At 63.4% G+C, this 18,206-nt stretch carries 6 protein-coding genes; all 6 read right to left on the bottom strand.

The window, feature by feature from the left end:
* Window positions 1–25: 25 nt before the first annotated feature.
* On the bottom strand, window positions 26–727 hold the full coding sequence (locus AC6CIA_RS23200; RefSeq protein WP_498315475.1) for an energy transducer TonB family protein: 702 nt from the start codon (window positions 725–727) through the stop codon (window positions 26–28).
* A gap of 2 nt (window positions 728–729) precedes the next feature.
* A complete protein-coding gene (locus AC6CIA_RS23195; RefSeq protein ID WP_084377935.1) occupies window positions 730–1,155 on the bottom strand; it encodes an ExbD/TolR family protein in 426 nt (141 codons plus the stop codon).
* An 11-nt stretch (window positions 1,156–1,166) separates the two neighbouring features.
* The gene (locus tag AC6CIA_RS23190; RefSeq protein ID WP_498315473.1) at window positions 1,167–2,966 is read right to left on the bottom strand and encodes a DUF2341 domain-containing protein; all 1,800 of its coding nucleotides are present in this window, start codon (window positions 2,964–2,966) and stop codon (window positions 1,167–1,169) included.
* A 25-nt stretch (window positions 2,967–2,991) separates the two neighbouring features.
* Entirely contained in the window at window positions 2,992–4,590 is a 1,599-nt protein-coding gene (locus AC6CIA_RS23185) for a ShlB/FhaC/HecB family hemolysin secretion/activation protein (RefSeq protein WP_498315471.1), read from the bottom strand.
* A 59-nt stretch (window positions 4,591–4,649) separates the two neighbouring features.
* Complete coding sequence (locus AC6CIA_RS23180; protein WP_339532938.1) at window positions 4,650–5,252, bottom strand: transposase; 603 nt, start codon at window positions 5,250–5,252, stop codon at window positions 4,650–4,652.
* A 401-nt stretch (window positions 5,253–5,653) separates the two neighbouring features.
* The gene (locus AC6CIA_RS23175; RefSeq protein ID WP_498315469.1) at window positions 5,654–18,172 is read right to left on the bottom strand and encodes a filamentous hemagglutinin family protein; all 12,519 of its coding nucleotides are present in this window, start codon (window positions 18,170–18,172) and stop codon (window positions 5,654–5,656) included.
* Between the last annotated feature and the right edge of the window lie 34 nt (window positions 18,173–18,206).

Here is an 18,206-nt window from a genome sequence, read left to right as displayed (position 1 = left end):
TGTAGAAAACTGCAAAAAGTTTCGATCAATCCGGGCGCCGGCCCTTGAGTGACAGGCGCACCGGCAAGGTCAGCGACGCCGGTGTGCGCTCTTTCAAGCGCGGTGTGGCTCGCAGCGCCGCCAACACCTGCGCGTCGGTGTCGGCATCGCCGCTGGACTTCACCAACTCAGCGCGTGTCACCTCGCCATCGGCGCTCAGCCACAAATCGGCCTGTACCGCGTAGGCTTTCTTGCGCAACTCCGGGTCTTCACGCAGCAGGCGCTGGAAAACCCCGGCCAGGTACTGCTTGAATGTGCCGGTGCCCAGACCGCCACCCCCACCGGCCATGCCACCGCCCTTGCCGGCACCGACGTTGAAGCCGTCGTTACCGGCCTGGGCATCGCCGTCGATCTGCATCGGGTTAGCCAAATCGTCAGCGGGGCTTGGCGGCGCTTCTTCCGCAGGCTTGACCTCTTCGGGCGCGGGCGTCGGTTCAGGTTCGGGAATCTTTTCCTCGACCTGAGGTTCGGGCTCCTTGGGAGGTTCCGGTGGCGGCGGTGGTGGCGGCGGCAACGGGATGATCATCGGCACCTTGGGCGCTTCACGCCGCACGCCACTCATGTCATTGGCCCATTGCCAGAGAAACCAGGCGGCCACGGCCCCCAGTAGCAGGCCCGCGCCCCATTTCAGCGGGCGCAACGGCGACTTCTTCACGGGCGTCGGCGGGTTCGGCATCTGTGCGGTCATGGTCAGCCCTGGCTCGGTTTACCGGTGACCAGCCCCACCTGGGACAGCTCCAGCCGGCGTAGCAAGTCGAGGACTTCGATGACTTTCTGGTACTGCACCAAAGCATCCCCGCGCACGATCACCGGGAATTCCGGGTTCAAGGCTTTCTCGATGCGCAGGCGCTCTTCCAGTTCACCCAGGGTCACCGGGTACGCGTCAAGGAACACCTGGCCGCCATCGTTCACCGAAATGGCCTTGGTCTTGGCCTCGGACAACGACACCGAGGCGCTGGCCTTGGGCAGCTGGATCTGGATTCCCGAGACCTGGGCGGTCGCGGTGAGGATGAACATCACCAACACCACCATCAGCACGTCCACCAGGGGCGTGATGTTGATGCTGTCGACAGCGGCGTCATCGTCATCGTCGTGGGAGGTATTCACTGAAGCCATGACGTTCCTCCTCAGGCCGGTACGTTGGCGTGATGGCCGCGTCGATGGGCCGCTTCACTGGATTGGCTCTCGCCGTGCATTTCCGCCAGGCGAGTGATGAACTCATCGACAAACACTCGCATATCGGCGCTGACTTCCTTGTTGCGGGTGATCAGGCGGTTGTAGCCGAACAGTGCCGGGATCGCCACGAACAGGCCCATGGCCGTCGCCAGCAAGGCCGCCGCCATGCCTGGGGCAATCGCGTTGATGTTGACGTCCCCGGCCATGGCCGTGCCGAGGAACACCACCATGATCCCCAGCACGGTGCCCAGCAGGCCGATGTAGGGACCGCCGGCAATCGCGTTGGACAGGGTCGAGAGTTTGGCGCTGAGCATCTGGTTTTCGCGGGTACGCACGCCGTCCATCGAGCAGCGAATCGCCTCGATGGTCGCCGCCGAGACTGACGAGGTGTCGGCGCCCTGGGCCCGACGGGTGCGAATTTCCTGGACCGCCACCCGATACAGGCGCCACAGCGAAGAGTGGGTCAGGCGCTCGGCCAGCACGGGGTCGTCGTAGTACATTTCCAGGCGCGTACCAATCTGTGCGAACGCCTCGCGGAAGATTTCATTGGCACTGCTGACGCGGCTGACCATGCGGTTTTTGCGGTACATGATGAACCACGACTGGATCATCATGCCCACCAGCACCAGGATGATCACCCAGGCATCCACCGGCACCGCTTTGAGCAGGAAGCCCAGGCTGCCGAAACCGAAGCCCGACTGCTCTTCATCCACACCGTAGGCGACCAATTTCGACTCCGCGCCCTGGGCGTTGGCGTCGGCCTGCAACAGGTTGGCTGAACGCGCCACTTTGGACAGGCGCAGTTCATCCATTGCACCGGAAAACGGCAGATAGCCGCTGGCGGCCTCCGGCAAATCGGCCCCCAACAGCAGCTGCGAATTGAACGCCGGCATCGCCTGCGCCAAGCTCGCGGTCTCGCGGCCGTTGACGTACAGCGTCACGCTGTTGCCGACCGCGGTAAACGCCAGGTGCTGCCATTGACCCGGGTTCAACGGCTGGGTCGAGACCGCGCGCTGACCATCGATTTCCACAAACGGCGTGCCCTCGTTCACGCCCAGCAGCAGGCTGCTGGCACCTTCCCGACGGGCCAGTACGACTTGTTCGCCAGCGGCTTGATCCAGGCGCAACCAGGCACTGAAGGTAAAGGCGCCGGCAGCGCTGTGTTGCAGCGACGGGCTGGCGGGCAGCACCAGCGGCTCGCCGCTGAACTGCAAGGCACGACCGATCACCCCGTCGATGCTCGCGCCGGTCGCGTTCAGTGCGTTATTGCCATAGGCCGTGGTGTCACGTGCTGGCGTACCGTTGGCTGCGTCGAAATGGTAGAGCGCGGTGTAGTCCGGGTCGAAGGTCAGTTGACCATTGGCCGTGGCCGGGGCTTTCTGGTTGCCGTAGTACATCCAGATGTCCTGACGCTGGGCACCTTCAATCTTGGGGATATCGACCCAGATCAAGGCCATGCCCATCAACGGGTCGAAACTCTCGATCTGGTGATTGAACACGGTCTTGTCATCGGCGCTGACAAAGCGCAGGTCAGCGCCGTCGTCCTTGACCCCGTCGAAGGTGAAGTTGCCGGTGTGCAGGCGTATCAGCAGCGCCGTGCGCCCCAGCGCCTGGTTGATCGCCGCGCCTTGGGGCGTGGTGTCCACCGAGATTTGTTTACGGTAGTGCCAATCGTCCTGCCACCAGGCATGGGCGGTGGCCGGGAGCGCGAAGCCCAGGCAAATCAACAGGCTCAGGAATAGGCGTTGCATGTGAAAGGTTCTCCGGAAAAAAGGGTCAGAAAGTCGCCTGCACACTGAAGTGCAGTCGCGAGTCCTGTTTCTGGGTGTTCGGTCCATTGAGCAGCGGGTAGCCCCAATCCAGACTGCCGGACAGCCATTTGCTCAAACTGGCGCGGGTGCCGAGACCAACACTGGCCAGGCTGTATTCGTCTTCCTGCTCGGGCAGCGGATCGTGCAGGCGCAACCGCGCGCCTTCGGCGAACGCGTAAAAGCGCCACTCCTGCACATAGCTGCCGAGAAACTTGGCCAGGGACGGCGTGCGCAGCTCCTGGGACAGCAAGTAGCCTTCATCCCCGGTGCGTTCGGCGGCCAGGTAACCGCGTATCGAAGTGGCGCCACCGGCGGAGTACTGCTCGTTGGAAACCAGCGGCCCGGATGCCAGTTGGAAGCCGGCCTTGGACGCCGACTGCCAGTCGCCCTTGAAGGTGTAGGTGTAATTCAGGTCGCCCTTGAGTGCGGCGAAACTGGCGCTGGCGTTCCAACGCTTGGTGCTGAACGCTTCGTCATCGCTGCCATAGCCGAAAAAGGCACGGGTACCCACCACCAGGTTCAGCCCCAGTCCCAGCTGTGACTGTTCGGTGTAGCGATAGCCGTTGTAGCCAAAGGTCAGCGGGGCGTACTTGAGCGGGACCTGATCGCTGCTGGCGCCGAACTGCAGGGTTTCATCGAAGTCCTTGAAGTCCACGCCGACTGACAACGAGTTGGCCCAGCTGCCGCTGGCCGGCAGGTTGTAGATCGCCGAAACGCCATAGGAATGGCCCTTGCCCAACACGTTGCTGCCGCCGATGGTGGCAATGTTGCTGTCGGACTGGTAACCGGAAAACTGCAAGGTCCAGCGCTCGTTGAGCGGCGCACTGTAGGCGCCCGACCAGACCTTGGCGTTGTCGCTGTCCTGAGGCGCGGTGAAATAAGTCAGAGACACACTGTGGCCCAGTTGCCACAGATTGTCGTAACCCAGGGTGGCGACACTGCGCAGCTTTTCGGTGTCGGCGCTGTAGTCGTTGTTCAGGCCGAGGCTGGCGTGCCAGGGGTTCTGGTCTTCGACTTGCAGGTCGACGTCCATGGTGCCGGGGCGCTGGCCCTCGCGCACCAACGGCGTGACCTGGCGCCCGGCGCCGCGATTGAGGCCGGCGAGCTGGTTTTGCACGCTGGCGAAATCCGGTACCGCGCCCTCTTTCAACGCGGGCACTTCTTCGCGGATTTCCACCGGTGAATAGTGCTTGGCACCCACCACCCGTACGCGGCCGACCTTGGTTTCGCTGACTTGCAGGTAGACGATGCCGTCATCGACCTTCTGCTCTGGCAGCTCGACAAACACCGATTGATAGCCACGCGCCTGGTAGATTTTCTGGAGAGCATCACGCGCACCCTCGATATCACTCAAGGTCTTTTGCGGGCCGAGGAACGGGTACACCGCTTCCTCGATCGCCCGCGCGTCGAGCACGGTATTGCCGCGCACGAAATACTCGTTGACGTCCACCCGCCGCGCCGAGGGCTCGGGCTCCCCGCCCGCCTCCTCGGCCCACACCGGTTGCGCCAGCGCTCCCAGTGTCAACCAGCACAACGCCAGCGTTTGCTTGAACAGATACTCCACACCGCCCCCTGAATTACTGAAAATGTTCGCCTTCACTGTTTGCACAGCGTTCGGCCCACTCAATTGCTGGATGTCGAGGTGTTCGCATGCCGTGCGAGCCAGGTGTGCAGCAAGGCGAAGTTCAACGAAAACTCCGGCATGTGCAGCAAGGCACCACAGAACACTTCACCAATGATTTTCTGGATCAACTGCACCGCCCGCGGGTTGTTCAATAACGTGGCGATATCGCGTTGCAGGACATGGATGCCCCACACACGCTGGTTCAGGTCCAGGCCGACGAACCAGCGGAACAGCAGGTTGTAATTGAGTTGCTCATGTAGTTGCTGCTCGCTGGGGACCGAGTAAAGCAATTGCAGCAAGAGGATTTGCAGCACCGTGCGCGGCGCAATTGACATGCCGGGCTCGGCATCGAAGGCCTGGAGCAGATCGCGATGCTGGTCGAGCACGTCGTCGATTTGCGGGCGCAACAGCATCAGCGAATGACCGGCCGGGATGTAGCTCGACACTTCCTTCAAGGCACCTTGCCAGTCGTCCTGGGAGACAATCCAGACCCAGGGCGCGCCATAGCGATAGACCGAGACCGGCTTTTTGCGAGCGGCTTCGACGATCTTTGACAGGCGCTGGTCGAGTTCCTGCATGCCCACTTTCGAGTAACGTTCCATAGTCCCCATCCGCCCTGACTCCTGGCTCTTGCTATCGGCTGAAAATCGCCTTGCGGCGTCCTTGAGCGCGTTACATAGGCAAGACGGAAAGGGGTGAGGACTACCGAACTTTTGTCACAAAAGCTTCATTCACAAGTTGCTGCCGAACACCATTCTGTGGCGAGGGGGCTTGTCCCCCGTTGGGCTGCGCAGCAGCCCCAATAAAGAGGCATGCGGTGTATCAGGCGCTCCTCGGTGGCTGGTTTGAGGGCTGCTGCGCAGCCCAACGGGGGACAAGCCCCCTCGCCACAAAGGCAGGTTTTTTTGCGGCAGAACACTCATTCGGCTGTCAGGCAGAAAACAAAAAAAGGGGCGATCACTGATCGCCCCAAACTCGGTACAACAAGCCTTGCTCTTGAAGGCTACAAACTGATCTGCCGCCGCTCTTCTTCCGTCAGTTGCGCCTTGGCCTGGTCACTCAACGAGCCCGCCCCCAAGACCTGGACCGGGCTGTCCGGGTCATACGCCGGAGCCCTGCGGGCCTCCTCATGACCGCGCTGCACCGGCTCGGAACCAAACCCCAGCACCTCGACCGTGACAATCGACGCCCTGCCCTGGCGTGCCGCCGCCTGCTGGTTGCGCGCCGCGTCTTCCGCCGCCTGGGACGCCGCCGCCCCCGCCGCGCTGGCTGAACTCATGGCCGCGGTGTTCACCGCCGCCGTCACGGGCACTCCCGAAGATTTGCCCTGGGTCTGGATATTCGCCGCATTCACCACCCGCAACGCAGCAATGTTGATATTGCCCGAGACGCGAATCCCCGCTTCCCCGGCGTCAATCGTGCCCAGCGGCGCGATCAGGTCGATATCGCCCGCCGGCACTTCGGGGATCGGGTTAAGCGTGGCAATACCGGCGCCGGTACTCGGCACCGACGGCGACAACGCCACATTGCCCCAATCGTCGTAGGTACGACGCGGCGGCGAGTACACAACGGTGGTCTTGGAGCCACGACCGGCGTTGATATCGCCCTGCGCCGACCAACCCATGATCGAACCGCCAAAGGTGGTCATGATCCGGCTCTGACCGAGCAAGATACTGCCCATCGAGTACAGCTGGATATCCCCGGCGCCTTGGGTGATCACCCCCGCTGAAGCCGGTGGCGCGTCGCCTTCGATGCCGAAAGTCTGGCCCCCGCCCGGGGTGAGCATCTGGATCGAGCCACCAAAGTTGGTGTGGATCCCGGCCCCGCCAAACAGTGTGATATCGCCCTTGTAGGCAATTGCATTGCCGGCCACATCCTTGTCCGGGAACAACCCCGCCACCGCTGCCCGACCACGCACATAGCTGCCCTGACGCACGCCGCCCTCCTGGTTGTACTCGCGGCCCGCGGCCTTGAGTTCGGCGAAGTACACCTCACGGGCAAACACCCGTTGCTGCTCCGCCGGCAGTGTCGCGTAATACGCCCGTGCCTGTTGGCTGTCACCGACAAAGCCGAAACGCTCGGAAAGCCAGTCGACCAGTTCGTTTTCATAGGTCTTGGCGACTTTTACGCCTTCAAGCTTCAAGGCTTCACCGACCTGCAGCAGGTTGTCGGGATTGAGGTAAGCCTCGACGAAACGCCGGTAGTCAGGACCGTTCGGGCCCACGCCCGCTTGCATGACAATGCCCGCGCCCGAACGGCTATCGCCTGGCACCACCGCGCCGAGGCTGGTGACGCTGACCTGGTCTTCCATGCGGATATCACGTCCGGCGCTCAGTTCAAGCAGGCCGGGACCCGCGACCTGGAAGTTGCTGAAAAGGATGTCGCGTCCGGCGGAGACAATCGAAATATCGTTGGGATTGTTGTGAATGAACAGGTTGCCGTCAGCGGCCAGGTTGTTCTGGAAGTCCTGAGCCCCAAAAATGCGCCCACTGCTGACGATGTCCCGACCCGCCATCATCCATACCGGCCCATTGCCTTCGTACCAGGTCTGCCCCGCATGGCGGACACCCAACGTGTCGTTAAAGGTGATGACACGCCCACTGCTGACACCCAGCAGATCGCCGGTCAAGGCATAGAAGCGTACCGGTTCTGTCGGCACGTGGGCCGCCGACGAGGCGCTGGCTGAACCAAATACAAATAACGGCAGAGGGTTGGCGTTATCCGAGCTGCCATTGGATGACAGGTTGCTGTCTACTATATTGATACTGTCGCCAAGCCTGCCGACGAACGCCGGTTGCCAAGGCGTGGCCATGATCCCGGGATCGGCCGCCGACAACGCGGCGAACATGCCGCCGGCGTAGATCGAATCATGGGCGAGAAACTGCAACTGACTGTTCGCCCCCGGCGCCAGCAACAGCGGGACGCTGAAAGCGGTATCGAATTGAACCGATGCGCCCGCCTTGCCATAGTAAAAGCTGCCACTGGCCGCCGTCGCCCGAAGAATCGACGGATACACCACCGCCAAGTCGGAGGCTCGCGCTTCGGTGTTGGGGGTCAGGTTGCCACCTGCGGAAAACAGATCGATGGCGGTACGCTCGGTCCACAACGAGAACCAACTGGTACCGGGACCGTGTGCTTCGCCGCGCACGAAGGCTGAGCTGTTTGGCATTATCACCCGGCCCGGATCGAGCACGTTTTGCAGCGTCAGGTCACCCAAGGTCGCCAGGCTGAAGGTGGCATCGCCCGGCACCAGCGTCATGCCACCCGCCGCCAGCCCACGGGTGGCTTGCAATGGATCGAGCGCACGGGTTTCGCCAGGGCTATGGGTGCTGATCAGACTGCCGTACTGCAACTCGACCTGGCCAATGGCGCCGCCGAGCACTTGGGCATTGCCGCGCAGGTTCACCAGCGAACCGTTCAGGCTCCCCGTGGAAAGCTTACTCTCAGGGTTCAAGGCCCCCCCGATGCGCACCCGCAAATCGCCGCCGCCCGTCACCTGCAAGCTGCCATCGCTGGCCACCCGGCCTGTACTGCCAACTGCCAACACCAGCCCCTGGCTGCGGGGGTTGGCGATAGGCGACATGATATTCCCGGCCATCGGACGCAGCACTCCTGCGTCACCTGCAACCTGTACATCCAGATCACCACCGCCCAGGGTACCGAAGCCGGTAAAGCCGACTAACTGGTCAGCCGTACTGGTGGCGGTGTAGCTGCCGAAATTGATCCACCAGGCGCTCGGCTGAGGCGCCCCGCCCGTATCGACAGCGCCGCTGCCCTGGCGCCACAGCCAGTTACCCACACTGGCCGAATCCGTTCCGGCATCCAGCGGGTTGGGCCGGCTCAAGGAGGAGGTCAATGCCGCGACAATGTTACCCGTGAGGTCACCGCCGACATTCAGGCTCAGGTTGCCGCCCGCCTCCGGGTACCAGGCGCGATACAGGCTGGTGGTGTCACCGTTCACAAACTGCTCATAGTAGCTGTGGGTGTCATTGAGCACGGTATCGCCGCGTCCCAGGGCCTTGGGTTGATTGTAAGGATCGCCTTCGTGGGTCGTTGTGGAGGACGTACCGGCGGTATAAACCCCATACAGCGAGTCCATGCTCAGGTTGCCGGCGCTCAGCAATTGCAGGTCGCCGGTGCCGGTACGAATCACGCTGAAGCGCGTGCTCGATGGGGCAGGCGCATATTCCTTGGTGTTCTGGGAAAGGCAGTAGTCAGGCGTCTCGGCGCAAAAACCATCGACCGACGGGATGCCAAACTGATCCAGGAACGCCTGATCGATCGGTGTCCCAGCCTCGACGATAATGCCGCTGTTGGCCAGGTCCTGTTGCGCATACTCGGTCCAGACAAAGTTGGATTTGGCGGCGCAGAATTCCGGCGTATCGGCACAGAACGTCTCAATCGGACCGCCACCCAATTCGTCGAGAATCGCTTGCTCAATCGGCGTGCCTGCCTCGACCACCACGCCCAGGCTCAACAGTACTTCAACCGAGGCGGCGGTCCACGTCCATATGGTTTTCGACGGCAATTCCTTGGCATACATGCCGTAATGACTGTCCGCCAGGCGCAGATCGCCGGTGCGCGGATGAGGTTGCAGCAGGCGACTGTCCGCCGCCTCGGTATCGGCGCCCGCCACCAGGCGCAGCGACCAGGATTGCGAACCTTCGGCCAGCATCGGCGCAATCGCCCATTGCTTGCCCTGGCGCCCTGATTCCTCGGGTCGCAGTTGGATCGACTCGGCTCCGTTCTGCAACTTGACATTGGTACCGGAAGGGATCAGCGCGCCCCGTGGCAGCAGCATGTCGCGGTCCAGCGTCACCACGTTGAGTGTGGGATCCAGCGCCTGGAAGTTCTGCGGCAGCGGTACGCCTTTAGGCCAGGTCAGGGCCTTCAACAAAGTGTTCTCGGTCAGCAGGCTGCCCGCTTCCAGTTGCGAACCACTCACCAGGGTCTGCGCCTGGCTCAGTAAGGTGCCCGCGGCGAACAGCAGGTTGCCGGCGCTGTCGAGCACCGCCGCCGCCAGCACCGTACCGGCAGGCAGCACCAGGTCCTGGTTCAGGGTCGCGCGCACCGGCAATCGGGTTCCCGCGCTCACGCCGATGTCGGCGATCGGCAAGTCGTAGTTCAGCACAGCGCCCGCCGGGTAGGCCGTGCCCTGCGCGAGGGTCACACCGTGTCCAGGCACGACGATATCGCCGCCGGTAAAGTCGATACCCGGCAACAGCACCCAGCCTTTGTCATCCACGGTTTCCGGGGGCGGGGCAAAGCCGTCGTTGAGACTGCCGTAGATGTTCAGGTCGCCACCCGCCCGCAGGATCAGGCTGCCGGATTCGCCGGAACCATACACCGAGCTGTCCTGCTGGCTGTGCGGATTGAGGCTGGCGTAACGGAAACCGGAGAGGTCGAGATCACCCTGCACCACCAGATCGCCATCCGCGGTATTGCTGACGATTTCAACGCCGGGACGCAGGTGGAATGCGTCGGCATAAGTCGCGTTGTTCAGGCCGGCAAGCTTGTTCTGCAACAAGTTATTGTTTTGCAGGGCAGCGTTGATGAACAGCACACTGGCCTCATGCTTGCCCTGCAAATAGTCCTGGGTGATTTCCTGATAAGGACGACCGCTGGCGGTAGGATCGTTTTTTACCGGGGCATCGTCGTAGCGGATCATGCCATTAAGGGTGATCGAGCGAGCCCCATCGATAACCAAGCGACCGCTGGCGTCGATGGCAATGTCATTGCTGGAGCCATCGGCATTGATCAAGCGTGGCGCATTCAGTTCCAGAGTACCTCGACTGCGCCCGTCGTTGCCCGTCGCGGCGCTGGTGCCGTGACGCAGGTCGATGCGCACGCCATCGGCCATGGTCAGAAGGCCGTCACCGGAGCCCAGTACCACCATGGCCCGGTTGGGTGAGTCGATGATCTTGCCGTAGCTGTCGACCCGCAGTTTGCTGCCATGGGCGTCGAGCACGGCGCCGCGGTCCAGGGTCAGGCCGTTGCTGGCCGCCAGGTTGATGCTGCCGACCCGCTCGCCGCTGGCATCCACCAGGCCATTGACCCGCAGGCTGCCGTTGTCTATCGACACGCTGATGCTGCTGGCTTTGAGGCCGTTACCGATGGTCAAGTCGCCCTGCTTGAGCTGGAAGCTGCGGGCGCCGTAGACCTGGCCATCGTTGAGACGCTGATTGAGGGCGGCGAACTGCTGATCCAACAAGCCACTGCCGCCCAAACGCTGAGCCTGGATTTCCACGCTGCCCGCCAGGTACGGCATCAAGGTCCCGCCCGCCTCGTAATAGCCGCTGCTGCTGCCGAGGATTTTGCCCTGCAAGTCGACAATCCCGCGCGTCGCGTCCAGCGCCACGGCTCGCAGTTTACCGGCCTGGTTGTTCTTCGCGGAAATATCGATGGTCGAGCCCGCGCCCTGCAGAATGTTGCCGCCGCGGCTATCGAGCAATACTTCGCCGCCCCAGCCGTATTGGGTCACATCGTTGAAGGCAATGGCGCGTCCGGCGACGTCGATCAACGAGGTGTCGGTCAGCACCACGTCACCCCGGGCGCCGAGGCTGACCTTACCGCTGGGCAGCACGACCGCGCTGGCCAGGCGGATACTCTCGCCCTGCAAGGACAATTGCGCCCCATGACCGGTGACGGTGCCACGCGCACCGGCCGAAGCCCGCACATCGATCGCGCCACCTGCGGTCATACGGTTGACCGAGCCACCTTCGCCCGTCATCAACGGCGTGAGGATATTGAGATTGCCACCGCTGTATTGGAAGCCCTTGACCGGGTCATACGCGCCCTGACGCTGATAGACCGACAGGCTGCCCTTGTGGTTGGCGGTAATACGCTGGCTGGCGTTGAGGTTGACGTTGGCAAAGCCCAGGGCCAGACGATCAAAGGTCTTGGTGGTGCTCGGCTGGGCAAAGGCGCCGTAGCCGAACTCGATGCGCTCGGCGTTGATATCCAGGCGACCACTGCCGTTGCCGGCACCACCGGCGATCACCGCGCCGGGCGCACCCTCGGCGCCCTGCCAGATCAAATTGGCGGTGTGGATGGTCGCCACGTCGGCGGCGGTCCCGGAACCGTAAATCGCCGGCGTGGACAGCAACAAATTGCTCAGGCGCGACTTGCCGGTCTGCGCATCGTAGGTATCCAGCGTGCTGCTGCCATAGAAATTGAGTGCTTGGCCGGCGGACAACTGCAGGGTTTCCAGGGCCGGCGCGCCGAACTGGGTATCGCCGCGCAGCAAACGATCCAGCACCTGCTGGTTAAGGGTCAGGCCGGCTGGCAACACACCACCGCTGGCCGCGGCGGCCAGTGCTTCGGCGCTGCCCACATTGATATTGCTCAAGGCCAGGGCCAGATGACGGGTGCCATAGCGCACCTGATCATCGAGTTCCAGGGCCTGGGTGGTGGCCGCGACAATGCTGCCATCGGAATAGATCGAGGTCTGCCCCGAGCATCCGTCGGTGGTGCACTGACCGATCCGGATCGCGCCGAGTTCGACCTCGTTGCGATTGTCGTAAGGCAGTACATTCAGCAGGCCGTTGGACACCGCGAGCATATTCGGCGCGCCGCTGTAGACGAACCCGTCACGCGCATCATAGGCCGCGGCGCCCTGGCCGAGGGTGTTGATGGAGGCGCCCTGCTCGACCACGATATCGCCGCTGCCGGATACCAGGATCACCTCCGGCGCCTTCAGCGTCGCACCCTCGCGCAGCACGATCGAACCGCTGGGCGCGTTGAGCCCCGAGGCGAAGGTCACGATATTGCCGCCCTGACCATAGAGCACCATCGACAGGCCACCCACCAACAGGCGTTTGGCGCCCAACGCATTGAGGCTCTGGGCATCCACGGTCAGGCCAGTGAAGTCTGGATCGAGGGGGCTGCCGGCATTAATGATTTGAGTGGTGGAACCTTCACCGCTTTTTGTCAGATTGATCACTGCCACCGTGCCGCCATACCCTCCGGCAGCGGCCTCGAAGCGCCCCTTGCCCTTGAATGAGAACGTTTCGTTGCCGCCCCCGGCGGACAAGGCCAGCTTCAAGGTCTTGGCGTCCACCGGCAGCAACGGCCGTGGCACGCCGAGCCTGGCGGCGTCCGCCACGGCGAACTGCGCATAACCGGTTTCGTTGTACTGCGAGTAGCGACGCAAGGTGTCGGCCGAGGTCAGGATCACCTGGCTGGCCAGGCTGTTGCGGATGCCGGTATGGATAATCGACAGGCGCCCGGCGGTGGACCAGGAACCGTTGCGCATCGGCGTGGCAGCCGCATCACTGCCGGTTCCGGCCAGGCCATTGAGCTCGACGCGGAACGCCCCCGGCATCAGCGCGTAGGTGGAAGGCAACAAGGTGTAAGTGCCCGCCGGAAGGCCCGGCACGCCGGCCCCGAGGGTGATCTGCTGGCCAACCAGCGGGGTGTTAGCACCGCCTTCACCGGCCACGGGCGCGTACCCCGGCTGGGCGCCCGGCACGATGGCATACACCGGGTTGGTCGCCAGCCCTGGCAGGACAAAGCCACCATTGACGCCAAACTGTACCAAGGGGTTGTAGCGCGCATCGGTGGAGCCACCACGCCCGGCAATAAACCCGGCGCCGAGCAAGTCACCGCCACCCGACAGGTCCAGGGTCGCCTCGGGCAATACCGCCACCGACTTGCCGCCCAGGATCACCCCGACCGTCAAGTCGCCGTTACCGATGACCACGCCGCCCTGGCCGACGAATTTCACGGTCTTGCCGTTGTAGCGATAAACCTGGCCGTCCACCGTGCCACCGTAAGGCAACACCAGGCCCTTGCCACTGACCGACGTGAGGCTGCCGGGTAGCAGTTCGACTTTGGTGCTGCCCAGGTTGCCAATTTCGATCAGCCCCAGCGGCGCCTGCAACACACCCCCCTGTTTGATCGTCGCGGCGCCCAGTTGCAGGCGACCAAATACCGAGCCGGGGGCCACGCCGCTGGGACTGCCGGTTTTTTCGAGGGTCAGGGTGCGGGTCGGGTCGAACTCAATGGCTGAAAGCCCACCGCCGATCCGGCCCGCCAATACTTGGGCGGCGATCTCGCTGCCGGGGTAGATACGCGCAGCGCGCAAGGTCAAGTCACCACCTGTCAGCAGCGTGGTGCTGAACCCCGGAGCGACCGTCACACCGCCATCGCGCCCGGCGAGGAAACGCACATCGCCACGACTGTTGAGATTGACCTGATCGAAGCCTTGATTGAGGGAAAAATCGACCCGGTCGCGAATATCCAGCAGGTCGCTGTCAAGCGTAAACACACCCTGGCCCGGCAACGACGAGGTCGGGATGAGTTCCGGCCTGAGGTAGTTTTCCATGCCGCTGCGGTCCGGTGCGAGCAGGCCGCCGAGTACGACATGCGGCGCAGCCAGGTTGACCCGCGAGGTATTCGAGGCGCCCTCGGCCAGGTTCAGCCTGGCGGAGTACAGCGTCAGGCTTTGTCCCAGGTTCAACGAAACATCGCCAGCGAAGCTCAGCGAACCGTTACTCAGCAGCGCCAGATTGTCGAAGCCACCGGCTGTGACCTGATCGACACCCAGCCGGGCATGACCGTAGACCAACGCGTCTGCGGCGGCGGCGGCATTCTCGGGCAGCGCCTCAGTCTGATGCGACTGGCTGAGGATCAAATCGCGCCCCTGCAACACGCGCTCAGATGCCAGGCCCCTGACGTAGTACGGCGCCTCCAGCGCCACCGCCAGACGCCCACCCGCCGCGCCCGCGCCACCGGCCTTGGCGACAAAGCTGCCATCCAGATACAGGCCGTTATTGGAAGCAAAGGCAATATTGCCGCCATTGCTCGCCACCCGGGTCGAGCCCTGGCCCGGAATATCCAGCAGCGCCTGGCTGCCCGAAGCATCCAGGCGCGCGCCCTCACGCACCACCACAAACAGATCACTGGCCTTGGCAATGCCAGTCGCGGGATCGATATCCCCGCCGATCGTGATCTGACCGCCGTTGCGCACCTGGCCATACACGCGACCTTGGTTGTCGACGGCCGTCACGGCCCGCGCGGCCACATCGATCAGCGCTTGCTCACCGACCCAGATCGAACGGCCATGCCCGATGGCATCGAGTTTCTCGGAGACCAGCGGCACCGTCAGCCCACCGAGACTGACACTGCCACCCCAGGCGTTGAGAGTGCCATTGAGCGTCAGTTGGCCAACACTGCGCAGGTTGATGGCCTGGCCGGGATCAACGTTGATCACCGCGCCTTGACCCACCGTCAATGCGGTGTTGGCCACTTGTTCCTCGGTGTTAAATGTGGTGCCGGCGGTCAGGTTCAAACTGGCGCCACGACGCTGACTCAGCACACCTTGGGCGGCATCCTGCTGATAGAGCTCGGGCAGCCAACGCTCCAGGACAGTCGTCGGTTCGCTGCCGCCCGGGGTCGTCAGCGCCTGTTCGCCGACCCGATAGACCGGCATGTTCACATCGACCTGGGTGCCGTCCGCGACGATCAGCCCTTCATTGCCAGTGATGTCATAGGCCGAGAACCCCTTGTTGAAGAAATCACCGGCCAGTTGCAGGGTGTCGGCGTCTACGGTGTCGGCGCGCTCGCCGATCAGTACTTTCTTGGCCTGCAACGCCAGGGTGCCACCGCCGTTGACGCCATAACCACGAATATCGCCGTGCAGGTCGAGCGCGCCCAGTGCGCTCAAGGTCACGTTGCCGCCCTTGCCGCCGCTGATCTTGCCATCCAGGCCAACGCTGGCCCCGGAAGACGTGTCCACCCGACTGCTGGTCGCCAGGCTGATACTGCCGGTACTGCGCAGCGACACCTTGCCACCGTTGACGTAGGCCAGGCCTTCGCTGATCGCTGGATCAAGCGGGCGGTTGGTCCAGCGCCCGGAAGCGTCAAGCCTGACGCCTTCGGCAACCCCCACGCTGGCAGCGCCCGGCAGGATCACGTCGCCGGTGCCGCTGAGGTTGAGCTGGCTGAGCAGGTTACCGGCGTTGATACTGCCGCCGTGTGCCGTGAGATCCGCATTGATCGCGACCGCCGGGGCGAACAAGGTGATATCCCCGCCATCGGCGACCTTGAGCGCGCCATCCACCTTGATCGCCCCGGTGGCGCTGACTTTAATCGCGCCCAACTGGAAGCTATTGAGTTGAGTGCTGTCGAGCACCAGCTTGCCCTGACGCTCCACAGTCAGGGGGCTGCTCAGGTCCAGGCCGTCGGCAAGTTTCTGCGGTTCAGCGTCGATCAGCACCTGCGTAGCCGTCGGCGTCAGGGAGTAACGCAGCGTGCCGGTGCTCTTGTTGAACACCGGGGTGTACTGGCCAATGATCAACTGCGCACGCCGGGCCAGGGCCTTTTGCGACTGCTGGTAGCCGTCGAGGTTGATGTTCGGCGCCTGGGTCTGGCGATCGCCCTGGAATACGTCGCTGATCAACTGCCCTTCCAGCACCGCGCTGGAGGTGCCGACCACCAGCTTGCCGGCATCGCGCCCCACGGTATAACCGGCCTCGTAGCGGCGTTGCGGAGCGATCAGCGGGTTGTAGTAATAATCGGTGCGACCCCAGCGCTCACTGGTGTCTTCATAACCCTTGTAGAAACCGCTGTAGAGAATATCGCCCGGGGCTTTCGACACCTCGTAGAGGCGCCCGTCCGGGCCCTTGAGCCAGCTCTGGCGGATATAACCGCCCTGCACATCGACGGTGCCGCCGGACAGGTTGATCTGTGCGCCCTGCTGGGTCACCAGGTCCTTGCCGGTAAACGTCACGGTGCCGCCCTGGGCCATCCACTCCCCCACGGAATGACCCTGGGTGCCGAGATAACCACCGACTTCCAGCAGCCCGCCGGCGGTGTACCAGCGATCCGTCGCATAACCGTTGGTGCCTGCCGGGACAAATACCAGTTCGCGCAGATCAACCCACACATCGTTATTGATCAACTGCCCGTCATCCCGGTTGACCGGCGCGTCGCGCTGCTCGTTACCCTGGACATTGATCTTGATGTTGTTGGCTTCCATCGCCACCTTGACGCCAATGGCGCCGGAGACATCGACCATCGCGCCATCGCGCAACAGGCTGCGCTGGCCGGCACTGACCGCGACCTGGCCGCCGGTGGCGAGGGTGACCGAGCCCTTCTGGAAGTCCACCGTGCCACCGCTGACAATCTCGATACGCGACTGATCCGTGCGGTCGGCGACACGGCTCAGGTGATTGAACTGCGCGGTGATCAGGTTGCTCGGCTGGCCATCGAGGTTGACCACGCCGTTGTCGCGCTGGCTGTCGAGGGCGCTGGAGCCGCTGCTGTCGAGCAGGATCGCGGTGGTGCTACCCTCCCCCAGCGTCACGCTGCCGGTGCTGTCGGTGGCCGAGTTAAGCAGGTGAACAGTGCCGCGTGTGTCCACCGACGTGCTGGCCAGCGCTACACCGTTTTGCCGCACGGTATGCCCAGTCAGGGTGATATCGCCGGTCGAGGCCATGATCAGCCCGCTGTTGGTCACGGTACCGGCGGTGCTGCCTGGGTTAAGGCCGGCGGCCACTTCGTTGCCGCGCGTGGTGGATCGTGGATTACCGCTGGTGCCTTGGCCCTTGCGGATATAAAAACTGTCGCCCGCGGCCAGGGTGGTCTGGCCTTTGGCGGTAATGATGGTGCCCGCGTTTTCGACTTCCGTGCCCAGCAGCAAGGCATAGCCACCGGACTCGGTGGACTTGGCCGCCTTGTGGGTCTGGATCACGGCGCCGCGTTGCACCTCGACCTTGCCCACTGCGTCGGTGAAGGTGGGTTGAGTGCCGTTGGCGTCGACATAAATCCCACGCTGCGTGAATTGTTCATCAGTGATGGTCGCCGCCGCGGCGACCAGGTTACGCACGTTGACCTGGCTGCTGCCACTGAACACCACGCCGTTACGGTTCATGATCATCACCGTGCCGGCGCCCTTGATCTGACCCTGGATTTCACTGGGTCGGGCATTCGGGTCGTTGACGCGGTTGAGCACGGCCCAATTGGATTGCTGCTGGAAATCGACAGTGGTATTGCGCCCGACGTTGAAGGTTTCCCAATTGAGGATTGCCTTGTCGGCGGTCTGCTCGATGGAGACAGTGGTCTTGCCGCCGGACTGGCTTTGCTTGGGGCCTTTGGCGTTGGTCCAGCCTTGAGTCAGGCTGTTGTCCACTTGCAAGCCGCCCTTGCCCAGGCCATCGGGAATGGTCGAGACCTGCCCCAGCGCGGCCTGGCGCCCGGCGGCCTGCGCCGCCTGCTGGGCAGCGATCGCGGCGACACTGGTGTTGAGGGTGCTCAAGGAGCGCTGCAGTTGCTGGTTGACTCGGGCCTGCTGGGACAGCGGCGGCGGCATCCCCGGCACGGCGGCGCCAGGACGCGCCGCCGTTGCGGCCTGGGACGCGCCTTTGGCGGCGAACCAACCGGAACTGAACGCCGTGGCCCCATGGGCGCTGCCCGCCACCATCAGCAAGGCGATTGCATGGGCCAGGGGTTTGAGGCGCAGGATCGTCTGGCCGCCTGGGCCCTGGGCATTCAACTTAACCGGTGGTTTGCAGCGGACCATCTGGAGTCATCCTTTTTTGTTGTTGCCGAAAATG

This window comes from Pseudomonas sp. GQ91 (assembly GCF_059758795.1).
The sequence above is the reverse complement of the archived record's forward strand: the minus strand, read 5'-3'. Positions and strand labels throughout refer to the sequence as shown.